The sequence below is a fragment of the Rossellomorea aquimaris genome, assembly GCF_003315075.1.
Taxonomy (GTDB): Bacteria; Bacillota; Bacilli; order Bacillales; family Bacillaceae_B; genus Rossellomorea; species Rossellomorea aquimaris_C.
On record NZ_QNRJ01000003.1, the window covers coordinates 210,171 to 227,670 of the forward strand.

Genomic DNA, 17,500 nt, shown 5'->3' on the forward strand with positions numbered 1-17,500 from the left:
CTCCGGAAGTCTCATGCTTCCGGGCTTTTGATCTGAAAGCCAGGTGAAGAAAATGTTGAATGAAAACAGAGCAAGAGATCACATTGAAGAAATCTTGGATGGGGAGGAATACAAGGCCTATCGTGATGAGTCACAAGGACTGCTTGCCAGTTGGTGGGGGAAGGCAAAGGAATGGCTATCAGAACAGCTGGGAAAACTGTTCCCTTCCCTTGAACCGACAGGCGGTGCGGCATCGGGCATCCTCATCACGTTGATTGTCATTGTTGTGGCCATTCTCCTCGTTGTTGCATTCTTCGCCATTCGGAACGGAGTCCGAAAACGGAAATTCCGTTCGAATAAACCACTTCAATCCATGAATGAGATGGAGTGGTCCTATGATAAACATTTAGAAGAAGCTTATAAACAAGAGGGGCTCGAAGATTATTCGAAAGCTACCCGTCATATGTTCCTGGCACTCCTTTTATACTTCCACGAAAGAGACTATCTCGAAGCAAAGGTATGGAAAACAAATTGGGAGTATTATGATGAACTGCGTAAAGTGAATCGGGATTGGGCAGAGCGATTCTACAGGCTGGCCCTTCTGTTTGATGAGGTGGCCTATGGAGAGCGGGAAGTGGAGGAAGAAGAGTATCTTTCCTATAAGCACGAAGCTCTAAGCTGGTTGGGAAATGAAACGGATTCAAAGCCTTACGCATAAGAGAAAGGAGGTAGGAACGAGCATTGAAAACAAATCTAAAGGCGTGGGTCTGGCTCACTACTCTACTAAGCTTATTTATCATCATCGGTGTATTTCTTTCTCCTGAAAAGCCTAAGGAGTATCCAGCCTATGTTTCCGAGTCTCCCTCTCCTTCTGGAATAAAAGCCCTTTATACTTTCTTGGAAAACGAAGGTGCGTCTATACAACGGTGGTCTTTTTCACCTGACAGGCTGCCAGCAGCTGAATCTGATCAATTACTGATTATGGTAGAACCTTTTTCAATCCCTGAACAAGAAGAAATGAAAGCTTACGAGAATTTCATGAGGGCGGGCAATACCATTCTTTTATTAAAAGATAATCCAAAAGGAATGTTTGACACGAAGACGTTCCTATTAGGGGAAGGGCTCGATAATCCTCTTATACGTGATGGAAAAGGGAATACATATCAAACGGATATTTTATCGGACGTAAGACTGGAAACGACGGATCAAGATACCATCTTATTAGATGATGGGGATGGAACGATTGCCTACAGCTCTCCTATGGGAAAGGGTCAATTGATTGTCTCTACTTCACCGGCATGGGCGATGAACGGGAATATTCTTGATAGTGACCATCTCCCGCTGGTTCTCACTCTATTAGAAAGCGGGGGAGCCGACCGGAAAACGATCCTCGTCGATGAATACCTTCACGGGGGGGAGAGTGAGGCAAGCCTTACTACCCTTTATCCCCAGTGGCTGCTCATTATCATCCTTCAATTGCTGATCCTCACCGCCCTTTGGCTCTGGATGCGGGGGAAACGATTCGGAGATATTCTCCTACCAAGGGAAGAGACGGTCCGATTCAGTGATGAACGAATCAAGGCGCTTTCTGCCTGGTATTTAAAAGGGCGCCAATACAAAGAGTCCTTAGTGATTCAAGCCGAGTATGTCAGAGTTCTGTTCCAGGAACGTTGGGGGATTCCGACGAATAAGGAATGGTCGGAATTGGACGAACCGTTAGAACGGAGATTAACCACCGTTTCTAAAAAAGAAATCGATTCGTTTTTAACAGGGATAAGGGCTGAATTAGAGAAAGAGCGCATCAGTAAACAGGAATACGTACTATGGTCGAAAAGAATAGAACTATTCAGGAAAGAGGTGGAGGATCGTTGAAACCAGAAATCACATCCTTAATGGAGAAATATGAAGAGCGCATTGTAGGTCAGGGCACGAATCTTAAACTCTTGTTGTCTTCCATTCTGGCAGGAGGGCATGTACTGATCGAGGGAGTCCCGGGGACAGGGAAGACACAGATGGTCAAGACCCTTTCACGGTTGCTCGGGGGAAGCTTTAACCGCATTCAATTCACACCGGATCTGCTACCGAGTGATATCACGGGTAGTACGATTTACAATATGAAGGATAGCAGCTTCCAAACGATCAAAGGGCCGATTTTCACCAATGTACTATTGGCTGATGAAATCAACCGGACACCGGCCAAAACCCAGGCGGCCCTCCTCGAAGCCATGGAAGAGAAGCAGGTGACGATCCAAGGGGCAACGTATCCCCTTGAAGAGGTATTTTTCGTGGTAGCCACCCAGAATCCGATTGAATTCGAGGGTACCTATCCACTGCCTGAGGCCCAGCAGGATCGATTCCTGTTTAAGCTGGACATCGATTTTCCTACCTTTGAAGAAGAGAAAAGCGTATTAAAACAAGTGATCGAGAATCATTATGATGCAAGTGAAGTGGGGGCGATTCTCGACATGGAGACCTTCCTCTCCATCAGAAGGGAAATCGGGGAGGTCACACTAAGTGACGCCGTGTTGGATTACATTATGCAGATTGTGAGAAAAACCCGTGAAACGGAATCGATCCGCTTCGGGGCAAGTACAAGGGCGGCGATTTCGATTGGAAAAGCGGGACGGGCATGGGCCTATCTGTCAGGACGTGACTATGTCACACCGGATGATATCAAGATCGTGGCAAGACCTGCCCTAAGACATCGTATACAGCTATCCCCGCACGTAGAATTGGAGGGAGTGACCATTGACCAAGTCATCCAAGAGCTTGTTGGGTCGATTCCTGTTCCAAGATAAGGGGATATTGCCGACGGGGAGGTTGTTGATCTCATATCTCCTATTCTCCGTCATCCTTCTTGCCGGAACGTTTATTGGACTGTCATGGACGCTGATTTTTGTATTGAACGGCTTATTTATCGTCGTGAGTCTCATGGACCTGACTCTGTCGCCATCCAAAAAGGATGTGGACATCAAGCGCCATATCCCGGATCAAATGGAAAGGGGTCTTGATTATGCCGTCGATCTGGACATCATAAACAGATCTTCCCGTGGCATGGAGTATCGGATCCTGGATGGTACACCGCAAAGCTTTCAAACATCCTTTCCCTTAGAAGGAAAGCTTGAACAGGAATCAGCAGGGACCCTTACCTATGATGTGGTGACACAGGTGCGGGGGGACTATAACCTGACGAAGCTGTATCTTCGCTATCGAAGCTCCCTCGGTTTGTGGGAAAAACAAAAAACAATGGAGCTCCAGGATGGGGTGAAAGTCATTCCAGATCTCACTGAAACGAAAAAAGTATTGGAAAGTGCTCAGCAGTTCCTGCTGTATGAAGGAGTGAAGATCCGTAAGCAGCAAAGCGGTGCCGGAGAGTTCTCCAAGATTAGAAATTATGTACTCGGGGACGACCCCAGAAAGATCAACTGGCGTCAAACCGCAAAGCTCCGGGAAGTGATGACCAATGAATATGAACCGGAGCATGGAAAGTACATCACGATTCTCATTGATTGCGGAAGAATGATGGGAGCTGAACTGAAAAAAGGAAACCGGTTGGAGAAATCCCTGGAGGCCGCCCTGACCGTGACGGCAGCGGCCCTGCAAAACGGGGACTATGTGTCGATCCTTGCTTTCAGTAAGGATGTGAAGGTATATATCCCTCCGGCCAAAGGGATGGCGCATCTGCAAACGATCCTTCATCGTATTTATCATTTGGAAGTGGACGCAGCCGAGTCCAATTATGCTGCCGTCCTCCACTATGTTCAAACGGTTCAGAAAAAGCGGAGTCTGCTCTTATTATTCAGTGACGTACACACCTTCCTTCATGAAGACAGCGCCCTGTTTTATTTACAGCGCATGCGGAAACAGCATCTCTTTTTAACGATTGGGGTAGAAGACGAAACGTTGGTCAAGCGGATCAAGACAGAGCCAGTTGATTCAGAGCAGGCGATGATGAAGAGCATGGCCCAGAAGCAGATGCTCGTGAAGAAGAGGGAGAAAGCCAAGTGGGAAAAGCAGGGCCTCCTGATGGTGGAGGCCCGTGAAGAGAAACTGGCCGCAACGGCTGTTTCTTACTATATCGATATGATGAACAGAGGATTACTGTAGCCCCGCTTTGTTTAGGCGAAGCTTTCCGATTGTCATATAGAGAATCAAACCAATAACCGTTAAGAAAGCAACCATATATTTTGCGGGAAGCGGTATGGCAGCAGGCGTAATGAAGCCTTCGATGATTCCGGCGATCACAAACAGGGGTACCGTCCCGAGGAGCAGCTGGACGGATCGTTTCGCCTGCTGCTTTAATTGGTAGCTCCGTGAGAAACGTCCAGGTACAAAGAGTTTATAGCCCATCAAAAGACCCGCACCGCCTGCAATAAAGATGGCTGTAAGCTCGATCATTCCGTGGGGGACGATGTAAGCCCAGAATTCATAGCTCATCCCCTGGTGCCAGAAGACAGCGGCCAGGGCACCTACAATGATTCCATTGTACACAAGCATATAGACCGTCAACAGGCCAAATGTCACACCGCCGGCAAAGGCAAGGAAGGCGACTTTGATATTATTGGTCATAATGGCAGCCGACATTAGCGAAGAATCCACTCTTCCATCACTTTTCCCGAGATTAGAGGGGTCCACCCCTTGAGACATCTCAGCTGGCAGGATGGAATAAAGGTGAAGGGGATCATTCACGACAGAAATGAAGGCACCGAGAGCACCAATCGTAAATAAAAGCATCGCCGCGACAACGAACTTCCACTGTTCAAGCAGTAATCCGATAAATGTCGTAGAGAAAAAATGTCTAATCTGTTTTCCACTTGAGATCTGGTCTTTATATAATAGATTATGAGACTTTGATACGAGGCCGTTCAAATAATCGGTGACTTCTTCGCCGGGAAAATAGGTCTGGCTGTAGGAAAGGTTCTGGGCGGCCTTTTGATAAAGACGGTTGAATTGATCAATGGCCGTGCCTGTTGTGTTCTTCCTCTTGCGAAGAGTTCCGAGGAGATCTTCTAACTGCTTCCAGTCGTCCCGGTGCTGTTTGACAAATTGCTTCACGTTCATTGTGACACCTACTTGTTCTTTTGATTTCTTATCTCTTATTATAGTAAGTTAAGAAAAAAATAGAAACCATTAAAGGTAAATTCATCCATAAGGAGGGGATTGTATTGCATGAAGAACAAGTCGATATTAAAACCCCCGAATATGTTTCCCTGCAATTTCAACCTGCAGGCTTAGGCAGCCGGGCTGCAGCCCTGTTGATAGATCAGCTGCTGTTAACAATCGTAAACATCCTGATCCTTGTACTCCTATTCTTTATAACGTCAGGGAATAATGGCATATTTAGCTTGTTGGAAATCAACTCGACATTATGGGGGATCGCCATCATCTCCATCTTCTTTCTCAACTGGGGGTATTTCTTTGCGTTAGAATTCTTCTGGGGTGGAAAGACGGTAGGAAAGCGAATGCTGGGGATCCGGGTGATGCAGGAAAACGGACACAGCGTCACGCTCTTATCCTGTTTCATTCGAAATCTATTAAGAATCATCGACATGCTTCCCGTTTCCTATTTCATTGGTATGGTCATGATCTTCCTTCATTCCAAGCATAAGAGGGTAGGGGATCTCGTTGCCGGAACCATCGTCGTTCATGAGCGACGCGTCAAAGGAAAGCGAAAAGAAAAAGCCATCGAGAAGGAAATCCGTCGCCGGGGTTTGAGGAAAGAGGATTTAACGGTGGAAGAGTGGGAATTAAAGCAGCTCGGCGCGAAGGAATGGAATCTGGTCAAAACGTACAGCAACCGATTCGTTCAGCTCCCCCTTTCAGAACGAAACCAATTAACCAAAAAGCTTGCCCTTATCCTCTATCCGAAACTTGGATTAGACGTGCAGGATAAGACATATGAGGAGCTTGAGGATACCCTTCTCCTTTTATACCTGAGATTAAGCGAAGAATGGGAATTCGAATGGTAGAAAGCAGCAAAGTCTGGAGAGGGCTTTGCTGTTTTTTATTTGTCAGATGAAAAGGACTTTATACCTAATGAAGATTCCTCGTGGCTATTAAAGCAATCTTTCAAGAAATTAGATGGTTAGATAGAAAATTAAGTAAATATAGTAGGATGATTGTGATAGAGGTTTACAATTTCTATACATAATTTACAAAATAATAAGAAAAATAGTGTCCATTATCCCATTACATTACAAAATGCGACAAAATATACTTGTACTGTAATCATTTAAATATATTTGTTTTTTAACTGAAGGGGGAAAGGCTATGAGGACGAAAAAGATTTCATTATCGATTATCAGTATTCTGTTTTTACTGACTGGAGGTTTCATTCAGCCTCAAGAAAGTATGGACAAGGGAGTGGCAGCTGCACCTCAGTCTGCCGTAATAAATGAAGTGGCCTGGATGGGGACGACGGGCTCTTACAACAATGAATGGATGGAACTATCCAATACCACTTCATCCGACCTTTCCTTGGAGGGATGGACCATTGAAGCCCAGGACGGATCACCGAGTATAGCTTTAAGCGGATCCGTGCCGGCACAGGGGTATTTTTTACTGGAAAGGACAAGCGATGACACGATTTCAACTGTCGCAGCGGATCAAGTGTATACAGGAAGTCTTGGGAATTCCAATGAAGTTCTTTATTTAAAGGATGCGTCGGGTTCGGTTATCGATGAAGTGAACAGCTGGTACGCTGGTGACAACACCACGAAAGCCACGATGGAACGAAACGATCGTTCTATCAGCGGTACGGATCCGGCCAATTGGAGCACCTCGACGGCTTCCTATGAAGGTGGATTTGGAACACCTAAAGTGGCTAATTCAGCTGTTCCTTCGGGAAGTGGAAGTGGAAGTGAATCACTTACCAATGTAAGCGAGGCGCCGGGTGCCATCAACGTCTACTTTAATAAAAGTGCATCGACTCAATATGCCATGCAGGGTAACGAAGCAAACTACAACGTGAACCTTGAAGATCGTCTCATTGAACGTTTGAATGAAGCGACCACGTCCATTGACTTCGCCACGTATGAAATCAATTTGCCGCGAGTGGTCGATACATTGATGGCCAAAGCGGCACAAGGGGTGGACGTCCGGATTCTCGCTGATGCCAAGGATGGATCGGACCCTCATTACGCAGAGCGATATGAAACTATGAGATTATATCTGGAGAAGCTTGTCCGCGGTCAGGATGGAATAGTAGGATCAGCGGATGATGCTCATATTTTATCAGATTCCCCTATGTTTGTAGTGGAAGATGCCGTGAAGCGGGCAGCTTACGATTTACCTGCAAGCTTCAGCGATTTCCCGCAGCGAAACGTGACGGTTGGCAGCACGGCGACAACAGGCTATATGTTTGTGGAAGGGGAATGGAAAGAAACGGACAGCTACTATTCTCCAGGGAATCAAATGCATAATAAATTTGCTGTTGTGGATGGGAAATGGGTTTTCACAGGAAGCTGGAATTTTACCGTAACAGGTTTATATGGTTCTGAGGAAAACATGAACCAGGGAATCCTGGACGGCAACCAGCAGCATGTCGTGGAAGTTCACTCTCCTGAACTTGCCTCCATTTATAAAACGGAATTTGAAGAAATGTGGGGGAGTGGTTCCACGACTCCGAATCATAAAGTATCGAACTTCAGCACAAGGAAAGTCGATAACACACCTCATACGTTGACCATTGGAGGAGATACGGTAGAAGTGTACTTCTCTTCAGGAGACGATGCGGTGGGACGTATGACAGAGCTAGTGAAAACAGAAGCAGACGAAAATGCCTATTTCACCATTTTCGCATGGAGCGACCAGGCCCTTGTGGACGAATTGAAGAATAAGTGGGAAGGAAGCTATGTGGATAACCAGGGAACGTTGACCGGCTTTGATGTGAAAGGTCTATACGATGCCAGCTTCTGGAACCAATGGTGGTCAGCGAGCATTGAAATGACAGGAAGAACGGCTACCCAAACGAGTACGAACAATCCAAATACGCGCTGGGCAAACCCTGCACCCGTGTACAAGGCAAATGAAAGCCGCAAGCTTCATGCCAAAACGATGCTCATCGATGCAGACACCAACAGTGATCCGACCGTCATCGTAGGGTCGACCAACTGGAGTGAAAACGGCAATAATGTGAATGACGAAAACATGCTCATCATCCATGACGATGCCATCACGAATCAATTTCTTCAGGAGTTCAATGCAAGATATGTGAATGCTGGAGGAGTTGTACAGTAGGCTGGATGAACAGTTCCTGAATATATTACGAAACGAAAAAGGATGATTCTCTTTGGAGAACCATCCTTTTTGGTTGGTGCCAATTCCTGTTTACTCCATCCCGGGAGCCTTCTGAATTTCAAATATAAGTACAATTGCAGTGATTGCGTGTGCAATCAACCGGATGACCGGGAAGAAGTTTAAGAAGGAAGCAAGGATACCAAGGACACTTCCAAGGATCGGCTGATCTTCTGATTTTGAGATATACAACACGCTCGCATGCCACAGAGCCACTAAACAAAGGAGAAATGGGATTGCATCTCCAGCAATATTGCCAAAGATAGGAACAGCTAAAAACAATTCAATTGAAAAGGACAACCATTTAATTCGTGAAAGCACGGACACACACCTCCTTATTTCAGTGTATGAATGAATGGGGGGCGTGTGCCTGTTTGAGGGAATTGTTTTTGGGGAGGGGGAAGATTGGTGGAGGAGGGCATTGGGCTGACTTTGTCTATGTATGTAATGGCAGATGTAATGAAAATATGGCACGGAGATCCCGGAAATGGCAGTTCGAAATACCCGGCGGAAAGCAACTCTCACATTACTTGTTCTCTAACCAATAGAGCCCACCTTCTCATTCTAGGAAGGTGGGCTCTACTATTATGCCAGCAGTTTCTCTATAACTTTATGTTCATTCTCATTCAGCAAGTTTTTACCGATTGTTTCGTGAACCTCTTTATTCATGCTATCTTCCAATACAGCGGCTTCTTCTTTATCCCCGACGAGGACGATTCGTTCCCATTTTTCATCGGCGGCCTTTTTATCCAGGATGCTGCCGAGGCTTTTCCACCAGCGTTGTTGATTGGCCTTGAGGCGATTTTCGAATTCTTCCTGCTGATTGGCTTTTCCGCCGCCGCTTCCCATGCTGACGTCTGCGTGGTGAGGACCCTCATGCTTTCGCCAATCATCTGTTTCTAAATCGAACTCCATAAATTCGCTGGACTGAATCTCTCCAAAGGCAGAGGTGAGGATTTTGATTTGATTTTGCTGAAGAAGCACCAATCCAGTGTAAGGATAATCTTTGTGCAGGGATTTTAATTGATCCAGATGAGGGTTCTCCTCCCAATAGAAATTCGTTTCAACGGGTACTTGAAGTTCGAAGGTTTCCCAAATACCGCTGTCTGCTGAGGCGAAGATGATAAAGCTTCTTGGCAGTTCACGTTCTAAACTATATACATAGTTTTCTACTTTCGGACGGATCGATTGAAGCCTTTCTTTTTCCTCGGGAGCACTTTCAAGGTATTCTTCCAGACGGTTGAATCCGTTTTTGAGGGCGATTTTCCATTCGCCTCCCTGTTGATCGGGGTCGCTGCGGTCCGTATTCAAGTATACAGTCAATAATTTATCAGGTTTTTGTAAGTACAAGTTTTCCAGTACGCTCAGTGTTTTTTTGAAAGACATGTAATTCCTCCTTATAGAATGCTTACTTTTCATATAAACGGTAGAGCCCCCTCTTAAACATCATTTTGTAAAAAAAGGGAATTGACGAAAGGACTTTAATAGGAAAAAATAGGAGAGGGGAAGGGAGGAGAACCAATGAATATAGAGAAGCAGTGGATTCAGGAAGATAGTGATTATATACGTAAGAAATTAATTGAATACAATATGTCACAAGTAGATGAGCAGACAAAGACGCCCCTGGAGCAAATCAGTTTTGTTATGAGAAACGATGAAGATGAAATCGTTGGCGGGGTGGTCGGAGAAATGTTCTGGCATCATCTCCATATTGATTTTCTGTGGGTGGCAGATGACTATCGGCATGGAGGGTACGGCTCCAAATTGATTAACCGGATAGAAGCGTATGCCAGGGAGAAGGGATGCCATCTCGTTATATTAGATACATTCAGCTTTCAGGCCCCTCATTTTTATAAAAAATTAGGGTATAAGGAATTCGGAGTCCTTAAAGATTTTCCTAAAGGTCAGAGTCAGTATTTTATGGAGAAACGATTGTAGCAACCAGCAGGGTCTGGTTGTTTTTTTATTGGAGTTTTTTCTTCTATAAAATCTCCAATATGCTTTTGAAGACATTTTCTTAAAGAAATCAGATAAATCATGTTTTATGTTCTTTCCATCGGGTAAATATGTACTAAATAACACACGACGGGAGAGAGAAAAGTGAGCTATATTAACCAAGGTAGAGAGCGCATTCAATTTGATCGCAAGGGTAAGAAAAAGGATCTGCATATTCTGGAGTGCACACACTGTGAGAATGAATTCCGTTCAACGATGAATGTCAACCAAATCGAGTGCTCTCATTGTTCAACATCTACAGATCCTAAAATGGACCTTTCGATTTTTAAAGTCATCGGATTTATTGAAAATTTTCAAGGGAGTGAAGTTCGTTGCTAAACAAAGATAAATTAGCCGATTTGAAAATGGATTTTAACGATATTCTTTGGATGAGTTCCGGAGTTGCTATTATTCTATTATTACTCGCATTAGCAAATTTCTTTATCCTTGCCTAATCATATTGTTGTGATTTAAAAAGTCCTGACTGTTTAGTAGGACTTTTTTTGTTGGGCAAATCCCTCCATTGAAAAAGCCTGCCCGCTTTGGGATTAAAGCGGGCAGGCTTTTCTTTTGGTACTTATCCTTTATAGTTTTCATCGTACTCTAGATAAACAACATGAGTTTCCAGGTATTCGTTAAGGCCGTGTTTTCCATCTGCTCCGCCGATTCCGGATTGACCGCGACCAGCGTGGAAACCATTGATGGCTTCAAAGTTCTCACGATTCACGAAGGTTTCTCCGTATCGAAGTTCATTCGCCGCCCTCATGATTTCATGGAGGTTTTCACTGAAGATCGAGGAAGAAAGACCATATTCCGTATCGTTGGCAAGCTCGATGACTTCATCAAAATCCTTGTATGTCATAATTGGAAGGACCGGTCCAAAGATCTCTTCCTGGATGATCTCCATATCCTGTTTTACATCTACAAGAATGGTAGGCTCGTAGTAGAACCCTTTATCCATACTGAGCGGTTTCCCGCCGGTAAGGATTTTTGCTCCGTTTTCAACGGCTGTATTGACCATTTTGGTTACGGTCTCGAGGCGTTCTTTATTCACAAGAGGCCCGATGTCATTATCCCGGTTTGTCGGCTCTCCGACTGTCGTGTTTTTCATCGCTTGGGTCATTTTACTGATGAATTCTTCTGCTACATCCTCGTGGACATACACTCGTTCCGCGTTCGTACATGCCTGCCCGGAGTTGGTGATTCTGGACGTTTTGATCTTTTCAACGGCAAGATCAATATTTGCATGCTTGGTGACGATGGCAGGGGCTTTACCGCCAAGCTCCAGGTTTACCTTTGTAATGGACTTCGATGCTGCTTCCATCACTTTTGAACCAGCCGGGTAACTTCCCGTCATGGACACCATGCGTACTTTAGGGTGACTGGACATTGGGTTTCCGATATCGGACCCTTTCCCGGTTACAAGGTTAAAGACCCCTTTTGGCAGCCCGATTTCGTCTATGATCTTAGCAAACTCGCATGCTGTATTTGGTGTGTATTGACTCGGCTTCATCACGATCGTACAGCCTGTCACAATCGCAGGGGCAACTTTCCTGGCGAGGATGAACATAGGGAAGTTCCAGGGAACGATTCCTGCTACGACACCGATCGGTTTCTTGTATACAAGTATGTTTTCGTTCGAGCGTTCACTCTCAAGGATTTCACCTTCATATCTTAACGCCCAGCCTGCCATGTAGCGAAAATACTCGATGGCAAAATCGAGCTCACCCTCTGAAGCATCCAATGTCTTCCCGTTTTCTTCTGTCAGCATCTGAACAAATTGGTCTTTCCGTTCTCCCAGCTTATCGGCTATTTTATATAAATAGGAGGCTCGCTCCTTGGAAGGGACCTTCTCCCATGAAAGAAAAGCAGAATGAGCAGCATCAATCGCGTGATTGACATCCTCTTCCGTTCCCATCTGAATGGAAGAAATCGTCTCCTCATTCGCGGGATTGATCACATCCAACGTCTCCTTCGACGTACTATCCACAAACTCACCATTAATATACATCTGATATTTCTTCACGATTACTCCTCCTCATAAAACTGTTTCTCATCATATCTCCCTCTTTTCCCGTTCAATGGGGAAAGGTAAACATGGGGATGTGCGAGGGACGGACCTCGTTCCATTCATATATTAAGCTAAGACCTTGATATAAAAGGGATTAAATGAGTGTGTTGGTTCACTTCTGGAAATAAAATGAATAGAGGGACGGACCTCGCTTCACTCAATCCTTCAACCAAAGTGTTGATTTAATAGGATTTGGGTAAAAATGGAGGTCCGTCCCTCAGTAAGGGTTATTTACTTGGTTCTGCGATTTTAACGAGTTGTTTGCCGATGTTTTTGCCTTGGAAGAGTCCGAGGAAGGCGTCGGTTACGTTTTCCAAGCCTTCTGTGATGGTTTCTTCGTATTGGAGTTTTCCTTGGGAAAGCCATTGGCCAAGTTCTGTTGCTCCTTCTTTGAAGCGGTCATTGTAGTCGTTGACGACAAAGCCTTTCATGAGTGCGCTTGATTTGATCAATCTGGTTTGTACGCGAGGTCCCAGATCACGATCCGTTTTGTTATAAGAAGAAATCGCTCCGCACACTGGTACACGTGCATGTTTATTTAGTAAACTAAGGGCAGCGTCACCAATTTCACCACCAACGTTTTCGAAATACACATCGATGCCGTTTGGACACGCTTCTTTTAACGCAGCGTAGATGTTGTCCGTTGTTTTGTAGTTGATTCCTTCGTCGAATCCAAGCGTATCTGTCAGATAGCTTACTTTTTCATCAGAACCTGCAATCCCGACGACACGGGCTCCTTTGATTTTGGCTATTTGTCCGACAACAGAGCCGACTGCACCTGCAGCACCGGATACAACCACGGTTTCGCCTTCTTTCGGTTGACCGATGTCAAGGAGTCCGAAATAAGCGGTCAATCCAGTCATTCCCAGTATACTAAGGTGAGTAGAGATAGGGGCGACATTCGGATCGATGGAGCGGACCTGTTTCTCATTGGCAAGGGAATATTCCTGCCAAGGCAGCATTCCTACTACGAAATCCCCTTTTTGGAAATGTTCAGATTCTGATTCAACGACTTCTCCAACCGCTCCGCCAGCCAACGCTTCGTTCAATTGGAATGGTTCTACATACGACTTGGCATCAGACATTCTGCCCCGCATATAAGGATCCACGGAAAGATAAAGTGTTTTGACTAATACTTGTCCTTTGGATGGTTTAGGAACTTCAATTTCTTTGAAGTTGAAATCCTCTTTTACAGGCATTCCTTCAGGACGGGTGACTAATTGGATTTGTTGCTGCTTATCGGGTAACATCATGATTCCTCCTCGTAATTTTAAGCTGAAAATTTCTTCCGATTATTAGAAACTTATCACATGGAGTTTAGGTTCTACAAAGAATAACACTTGAGAAAGGTGGGGTGAATGTGGCGAATAGTTGGGATGAGCTTGCATTAATAAGAGAATAAGAGGGACGGACCTTGGTGAGTAACACAAGGTCCGTCCCTCTTCTGAAATTATTTAACGTTTTTTTGGATATACTTCACGATTTTTCTTAGTTCATTCGCATGTGGACGGCCAAAGGGGCTCGTTTGTCTTTGCTGGTACATGGTTTGTCCTTTTTCATTCACAAGGAAGTAAGCCGGTTCACCATGTTGTCCGTGATCCTCATAAGGGGCATCTTCACCGTGATAGAACACATCATAGGCTTTGATGGCCTCTAACTTTTCGTCTGCTAAGACAGGGAAAGTTAAATCCTCTTTGTTTGCAAACTCCTGCAAGTCCTCCATTTTATCACTGGAAATCGCAAGTATGTGAACATTATGTTTTTCAAAATCCTCTTTGTTTGCTTGCAGCTCTCTAAGTTCTTCTTGACATACCGGGCACCATGAGCCCCTGAAGAAAACGATGAGATGCCAGCTTTGATGTTCTTTTTGATGGTCCTCAAATGAGAACGTTTCACCTGAAACTGCCGGGAGCGTGAAATTTGGTACCGTATCATTTAATTGAAAAGTTGCCATTATTCATTCCTCCTATTGATTTCTTTCCAGTCAGATAGGCATTAGGACAATCCTGACCAGATTGAAATACATACAGTATAGTAATTTATTTTGCTTACATGGAGAGTATTTCCCTTTATGTGAGAAACAAAACGTATTATTGTGCAGAGTGAGTAGAAAGGACGATGAATATGAGAAGAAATAAGACAGGTCCAAACCTGTGTATTTTCCCGGAATACAAATGGTGCGGACCAGGATGCAGCGGACCCGGTTCTCCCATCAATTCAGTAGACGCAGCATGCAAGGCCCATGACCTATGTTATGAGCGATACGGTCCAAGCTGCCAGTGTGACCGGATGTTTATGAGGAAGCTGAAAAATGAAATCAACCCCGATTCTCGAAAAGGTAGGCATGCTTTTCTTATGTATCAATATATGAAACTGCAGACGAGGGTTACGTGTCAGGGGCATCGGTGCCGGGGCTCGTGGGTTTAGACCGACGAGTCCGGGCAACCTCTTTATTCAAAGAGAAGAGTATAGTGGGATACCGTCAAACATAAAACGGGGAGTTCAATGGAGACCCGGTTCCCGGCACACACCCATAAAAAAACCAGCCCACATCAAGCAGGCTGGCGACTCAGATTAAAACGGTTTGATAGACATTAAGATGATAAGAATAATGGCAGCACTATGTATAATAATATTGAATGGTTTTAATTCTGAGTTGATTTTTCCGTAAGATTCAGGGACGTCGTCACCTTCGTGGTTGTGGATGATTTCCGCCATCTGCTTTACTTTTTTCGGCATGATCCCTGCAACGATGAACTGGACACCTATGTAGATCACGATGGACGCGATATACCAACCAGTTTTGAATAAATAGGGGTTCATAATACCCATAATGAGACCAGTGATAAGTAACACGATACTGCCGATTTTTGCAAAGGTTTCGATCTTTTTGCTAAGCTCTAAAGAGAATTTCGCTTGATGTGACGTTTCGGGTGTCTTCATCACCACGGGCATCGCAAAGCTTGCACCAAGTCCAGCTGCTGCAGCAACGATGTGGACAAGAACCAATAATCCATACATTGACATGTTTTTCACCTCCATTTAAGGAAATTTTGAACAGATTTCATTGTATAGTAAATTAGTACCTGTTTCCAGGTTTTTTTTGAAAAGAGAGGAGAGGAAAGTATGAGTGAGAAAGATGAAATCAGGCATAAGGTATGGAATCGGTTGACAGAGAGAAAATTAGGCGGTTTTCCATTTCCTCTAACGGGCCGGATTCCAAATTTCAAAGGAGCTGAAACAGCTGCTTCTTTTGTTCGGGATATGGATATTTACAAGGATGCCGAGGTCGTAAAGGTGAATCCGGATGCACCTCAGCTTCCACTTCGCGCAACTGTGTTGAAGGACGGGAAAATCCTGCTCATTCCAACGCCGCGCTTAAAGGATGGATTTGTCATGATTAAGCCTGAATGGGTGCCCCGGGGAGAAGAGAGAAAGGCGGCGAGCATCAAGCATATGAATACATATGGAAAAGTCGTACCGCTCATGGATATACCTCCCATTGACCTGATAGTGGTCGGTTCCGTTGCGATTCATCGTGATGGGAGAAGACTCGGAAAAGGAGAGGGCTATGCCGATCGTGAATACGCCATCCTTCGTGAAATCGGAAACGAGCCGGTGCCGGTCATCACGACCATAAACAGTGAGCAGCTTGTAGGAGACGATATCCCAAGAGATTCCTATGACCTGGCCGTCGACTGGATCATCACCGAAGCAGGCATCACCGAAACCCACACCCCATACCCAAAACCACAGGGCATCGAATGGGACCACGTATCAGAAGACGAAATGGAAAAGATGCCGATTCTGAAGGAATTGAAGAATTTCTCTGGAGGGACGGACCTTTAATTGAAATTCAATTGGCAAGAAGGCTATAGGGACGGGTTTTTGTGGAAATTGGAGGTCCGTCCCTCAAAACGCTCAAAGTGACGTGAAAAACCCCCTGAAGGAGTTACTCCTTCAGGGGGAGGTTGGGCTGGTAGTCGGAATAGGGCAAGGCTTTATTTGTACCCTTCTACAACCAAGTCCAGCTTTCCTGTTTCAGGACTGATGACGAGTCCGTGAACAGGGATTTTTTTATCCATCAACGGATGGTTCTTGATCATGTCGACGCTGTGGGCGACGCTTTCCTGTACGGAGCTGAAGCCTTTTAGCCAGTCATGGAGGTCGATTCCGGAGTAGTTGACGGTTTCGAGTGTTTCATCCGCCACCCCGCGTTCTTTCATTTTGTCCAGGATACTATCGCTGTTGATGGCGCTCATTCCGCAGTCGTGGTGACCGATCACGAGTACTTCATCTGCCTGGAGTTCATAGACCGCAACGAGGAGGCTGCGCATGATACTACCAAATGGATGACTCACGACAGCACCGGCGTTTTTAACGATTTTCACGTCGCCATTTTTCATGTTCATGGATTTAGGCAGAAGCTCTACTAAACGGGTATCCATACAAGTAAGAATAACTAATCGTTTGTCTGGAAACTTGGTTGTTCTGTACTCTTCGTACGATTGCTCTTGTACAAACTGTTGGTTGTAATCAAGTATGTTCGTTAATAAAGTCATGTCGTCTCTCCCATAAAGTAAATTTTTATCACTTCACATTTAGCTGAAGGTGATTTTCTATCTCTTTTATTTTATCCATAATTTCTTGTCGATTCCAATCAGACGTATTGGAAAGTTTCAAATAAAGAGAAGATACTTTAGCCAGTACCTCTGTCAAATTCGGTTCTTTTCGTGGATACGTGGACTTACCCATAAGATCAAATAAGCCATTCATTTGATCGGACACTTTCTTGTATTGAGCGTCCTTAGAAATGACGGCAACATGATAATATTGCTGTATATCGGAAAACTGATAGAAGATATCAAATAGCTCAAATGAATCATTTTTCTTCAAATTCAATTCCATTTCACCTGATAAATTCTTATGAATAATCCGTGCGAACTTTGGCGAGCTATCGTCTTCTACTATAGACATGAAGTTTTCTCCAGGCTTTAAAAAGTCATAACCCGAATTAGAAGCATCAATTAAATTAAATTGCCTATCCAATAGTAGATAAGGAATCGGGCATAAATGCAGATTTTCCACATGATCACTCCTTTGGGAAAGTAAATGGACGTCATTGCCCCGTTCCTCTCTACTGAGAAAAGTTTCATGTGG

General features: G+C 44.7%; 19 protein-coding genes. 10 read left to right on the top strand and 9 right to left on the bottom strand.

The window, feature by feature from the left end; genetic code table 11:
- Nucleotides 1-52 precede the first annotated feature (52 nt).
- From DET59_RS05680 to DET59_RS05695, 4 genes are read left to right on the top strand one after another with little or no spacing between them, the layout of a single operon-like run.
- Nucleotides 53-697, top strand: coding sequence for a DUF4129 domain-containing protein (locus DET59_RS05680; protein WP_113968636.1), 645 nt, complete (start codon nucleotides 53-55; stop codon nucleotides 695-697).
- Nucleotides 698-720: 23 nt separating this feature from the next.
- The gene (locus tag DET59_RS05685) at nucleotides 721-1,851 is read left to right on the top strand and encodes a DUF4350 domain-containing protein (RefSeq protein WP_113968637.1); all 1,131 of its coding nucleotides are present in this window, start codon (nucleotides 721-723) and stop codon (nucleotides 1,849-1,851) included.
- Complete coding sequence (locus tag DET59_RS05690; RefSeq protein ID WP_113968638.1) at nucleotides 1,848-2,777, top strand: AAA family ATPase; 930 nt, start codon at nucleotides 1,848-1,850, stop codon at nucleotides 2,775-2,777. The genes DET59_RS05685 and DET59_RS05690 overlap by 4 nt, the downstream gene beginning before the upstream one ends.
- The gene (locus tag DET59_RS05695; protein ID WP_258549583.1) at nucleotides 2,728-4,086 is read left to right on the top strand and encodes a DUF58 domain-containing protein; all 1,359 of its coding nucleotides are present in this window, start codon (nucleotides 2,728-2,730) and stop codon (nucleotides 4,084-4,086) included. Before DET59_RS05690 ends, DET59_RS05695 begins: the two co-directional genes overlap by 50 nt.
- Here the strand turns inward: DET59_RS05695 and DET59_RS05700 are convergent.
- Nucleotides 4,078-5,040, bottom strand: coding sequence for a stage II sporulation protein M (locus DET59_RS05700; protein ID WP_113968639.1), 963 nt, complete (start codon nucleotides 5,038-5,040; stop codon nucleotides 4,078-4,080). The genes DET59_RS05695 and DET59_RS05700 overlap by 9 nt on opposite strands.
- Before the next feature lie 104 nt (nucleotides 5,041-5,144).
- Here DET59_RS05700 and DET59_RS05705 point away from each other — a divergent pair, with 104 nt between their 5' ends.
- Together DET59_RS05705 and DET59_RS05710 are read left to right on the top strand one after the other, a co-directional pair.
- Entirely contained in the window at nucleotides 5,145-5,948 is an 804-nt protein-coding gene (locus tag DET59_RS05705) for an RDD family protein (protein ID WP_113968640.1), read from the top strand.
- 301 nt (nucleotides 5,949-6,249) lie between these two features.
- Entirely contained in the window at nucleotides 6,250-8,217 is a 1,968-nt protein-coding gene (locus DET59_RS05710; RefSeq protein WP_113968641.1) for a phospholipase D-like domain-containing protein, read from the top strand.
- 90 nt (nucleotides 8,218-8,307) lie between these two features.
- On the opposite strand, the gene DET59_RS05715 is transcribed toward DET59_RS05710, so the two are convergent.
- Entirely contained in the window at nucleotides 8,308-8,595 is a 288-nt protein-coding gene (locus DET59_RS05715) for a hypothetical protein (protein ID WP_113968642.1), read from the bottom strand.
- 264 nt (nucleotides 8,596-8,859) lie between these two features.
- The gene (locus DET59_RS05720) at nucleotides 8,860-9,660 is read right to left on the bottom strand and encodes a VLRF1 family aeRF1-type release factor (RefSeq protein ID WP_113968643.1); all 801 of its coding nucleotides are present in this window, start codon (nucleotides 9,658-9,660) and stop codon (nucleotides 8,860-8,862) included.
- 135 nt (nucleotides 9,661-9,795) lie between these two features.
- Here DET59_RS05720 and DET59_RS05725 point away from each other — a divergent pair, with 135 nt between their 5' ends.
- Entirely contained in the window at nucleotides 9,796-10,212 is a 417-nt protein-coding gene (locus tag DET59_RS05725; RefSeq protein WP_113968644.1) for a GNAT family N-acetyltransferase, read from the top strand.
- A 162-nt stretch (nucleotides 10,213-10,374) separates the two neighbouring features.
- On the top strand, nucleotides 10,375-10,608 hold the full coding sequence (locus DET59_RS05730; protein ID WP_113968645.1) for a hypothetical protein: 234 nt from the start codon (nucleotides 10,375-10,377) through the stop codon (nucleotides 10,606-10,608).
- Nucleotides 10,609-10,846: 238 nt separating this feature from the next.
- Here the strand turns inward: DET59_RS05730 and aldA are convergent, their stop codons facing one another.
- From aldA to DET59_RS05745, 3 genes are all read right to left on the bottom strand, one after another.
- Nucleotides 10,847-12,295: an aldehyde dehydrogenase gene (gene aldA / locus DET59_RS05735; RefSeq protein ID WP_113968646.1), complete on the bottom strand. Its 1,449-nt coding sequence runs from the start codon at nucleotides 12,293-12,295 to the stop codon at nucleotides 10,847-10,849.
- Nucleotides 12,296-12,567: 272 nt separating this feature from the next.
- Complete coding sequence (locus tag DET59_RS05740; protein WP_113968647.1) at nucleotides 12,568-13,590, bottom strand: NADP-dependent oxidoreductase; 1,023 nt, start codon at nucleotides 13,588-13,590, stop codon at nucleotides 12,568-12,570.
- Nucleotides 13,591-13,790: 200 nt separating this feature from the next.
- The gene (locus DET59_RS05745; RefSeq protein ID WP_113968648.1) at nucleotides 13,791-14,294 is read right to left on the bottom strand and encodes a peroxiredoxin family protein; all 504 of its coding nucleotides are present in this window, start codon (nucleotides 14,292-14,294) and stop codon (nucleotides 13,791-13,793) included.
- Between the two features lie 170 nt (nucleotides 14,295-14,464).
- Between DET59_RS05745 and DET59_RS21860 the strand changes: the two genes are divergently transcribed.
- Entirely contained in the window at nucleotides 14,465-14,767 is a 303-nt protein-coding gene (locus DET59_RS21860; protein WP_309472433.1) for a phospholipase, read from the top strand.
- Nucleotides 14,768-14,914: 147 nt separating this feature from the next.
- Here DET59_RS21860 and DET59_RS05755 read toward each other — a convergent pair whose 3' ends face one another.
- On the bottom strand, nucleotides 14,915-15,367 hold the full coding sequence (locus DET59_RS05755; RefSeq protein ID WP_113968650.1) for a DUF2269 family protein: 453 nt from the start codon (nucleotides 15,365-15,367) through the stop codon (nucleotides 14,915-14,917).
- 99 nt (nucleotides 15,368-15,466) lie between these two features.
- On the opposite strand from DET59_RS05755, the gene DET59_RS05760 reads away from it, so the two are divergent.
- Nucleotides 15,467-16,189 (top strand): 5-formyltetrahydrofolate cyclo-ligase, encoded by a 723-nt coding sequence (locus DET59_RS05760; RefSeq protein WP_113968651.1) that lies wholly within the window; start codon nucleotides 15,467-15,469, stop codon nucleotides 16,187-16,189.
- Between the two features lie 152 nt (nucleotides 16,190-16,341).
- Here DET59_RS05760 and DET59_RS05765 read toward each other — a convergent pair whose 3' ends face one another.
- Together DET59_RS05765 and DET59_RS05770 are read right to left on the bottom strand one after the other, a co-directional pair.
- The gene (locus DET59_RS05765) at nucleotides 16,342-16,902 is read right to left on the bottom strand and encodes a beta-class carbonic anhydrase (RefSeq protein ID WP_113968652.1); all 561 of its coding nucleotides are present in this window, start codon (nucleotides 16,900-16,902) and stop codon (nucleotides 16,342-16,344) included.
- Between the two features lie 28 nt (nucleotides 16,903-16,930).
- The gene (locus tag DET59_RS05770) at nucleotides 16,931-17,428 is read right to left on the bottom strand and encodes a hypothetical protein (protein WP_113968653.1); all 498 of its coding nucleotides are present in this window, start codon (nucleotides 17,426-17,428) and stop codon (nucleotides 16,931-16,933) included.
- Nucleotides 17,429-17,500: the final 72 nt, after the last annotated feature.

What these genes read in the sequence shown, in the direction of transcription:
- DET59_RS05725 (WP_113968644.1), top strand. Translation starts at nt 9,796, where the DNA reads ATGAATATAGAGAAGCAGTGGATTCAGGAAGATAGTGATTATATACGT.
- DET59_RS05720 (WP_113968643.1), bottom strand. Translation starts at nt 9,660, where the DNA reads ATGTCTTTCAAAAAAACACTGAGCGTACTGGAAAACTTGTACTTACAA.
- DET59_RS21860 (WP_309472433.1), top strand. Translation starts at nt 14,465, where the DNA reads ATGAGAAGAAATAAGACAGGTCCAAACCTGTGTATTTTCCCGGAATAC.
- DET59_RS05710 (WP_113968641.1), top strand. Translation starts at nt 6,250, where the DNA reads ATGAGGACGAAAAAGATTTCATTATCGATTATCAGTATTCTGTTTTTA.
- DET59_RS05760 (WP_113968651.1), top strand. Translation starts at nt 15,467, where the DNA reads ATGAGTGAGAAAGATGAAATCAGGCATAAGGTATGGAATCGGTTGACA.
- DET59_RS05755 (WP_113968650.1), bottom strand. Translation starts at nt 15,367, where the DNA reads ATGTCAATGTATGGATTATTGGTTCTTGTCCACATCGTTGCTGCAGCA.
- DET59_RS05745 (WP_113968648.1), bottom strand. Translation starts at nt 14,294, where the DNA reads ATGGCAACTTTTCAATTAAATGATACGGTACCAAATTTCACGCTCCCG.
- DET59_RS05680 (WP_113968636.1), top strand. Translation starts at nt 53, where the DNA reads ATGTTGAATGAAAACAGAGCAAGAGATCACATTGAAGAAATCTTGGAT.
- DET59_RS05765 (WP_113968652.1), bottom strand. Translation starts at nt 16,902, where the DNA reads ATGACTTTATTAACGAACATACTTGATTACAACCAACAGTTTGTACAA.
- DET59_RS05740 (WP_113968647.1), bottom strand. Translation starts at nt 13,590, where the DNA reads ATGTTACCCGATAAGCAGCAACAAATCCAATTAGTCACCCGTCCTGAA.
- DET59_RS05700 (WP_113968639.1), bottom strand. Translation starts at nt 5,040, where the DNA reads ATGAACGTGAAGCAATTTGTCAAACAGCACCGGGACGACTGGAAGCAG.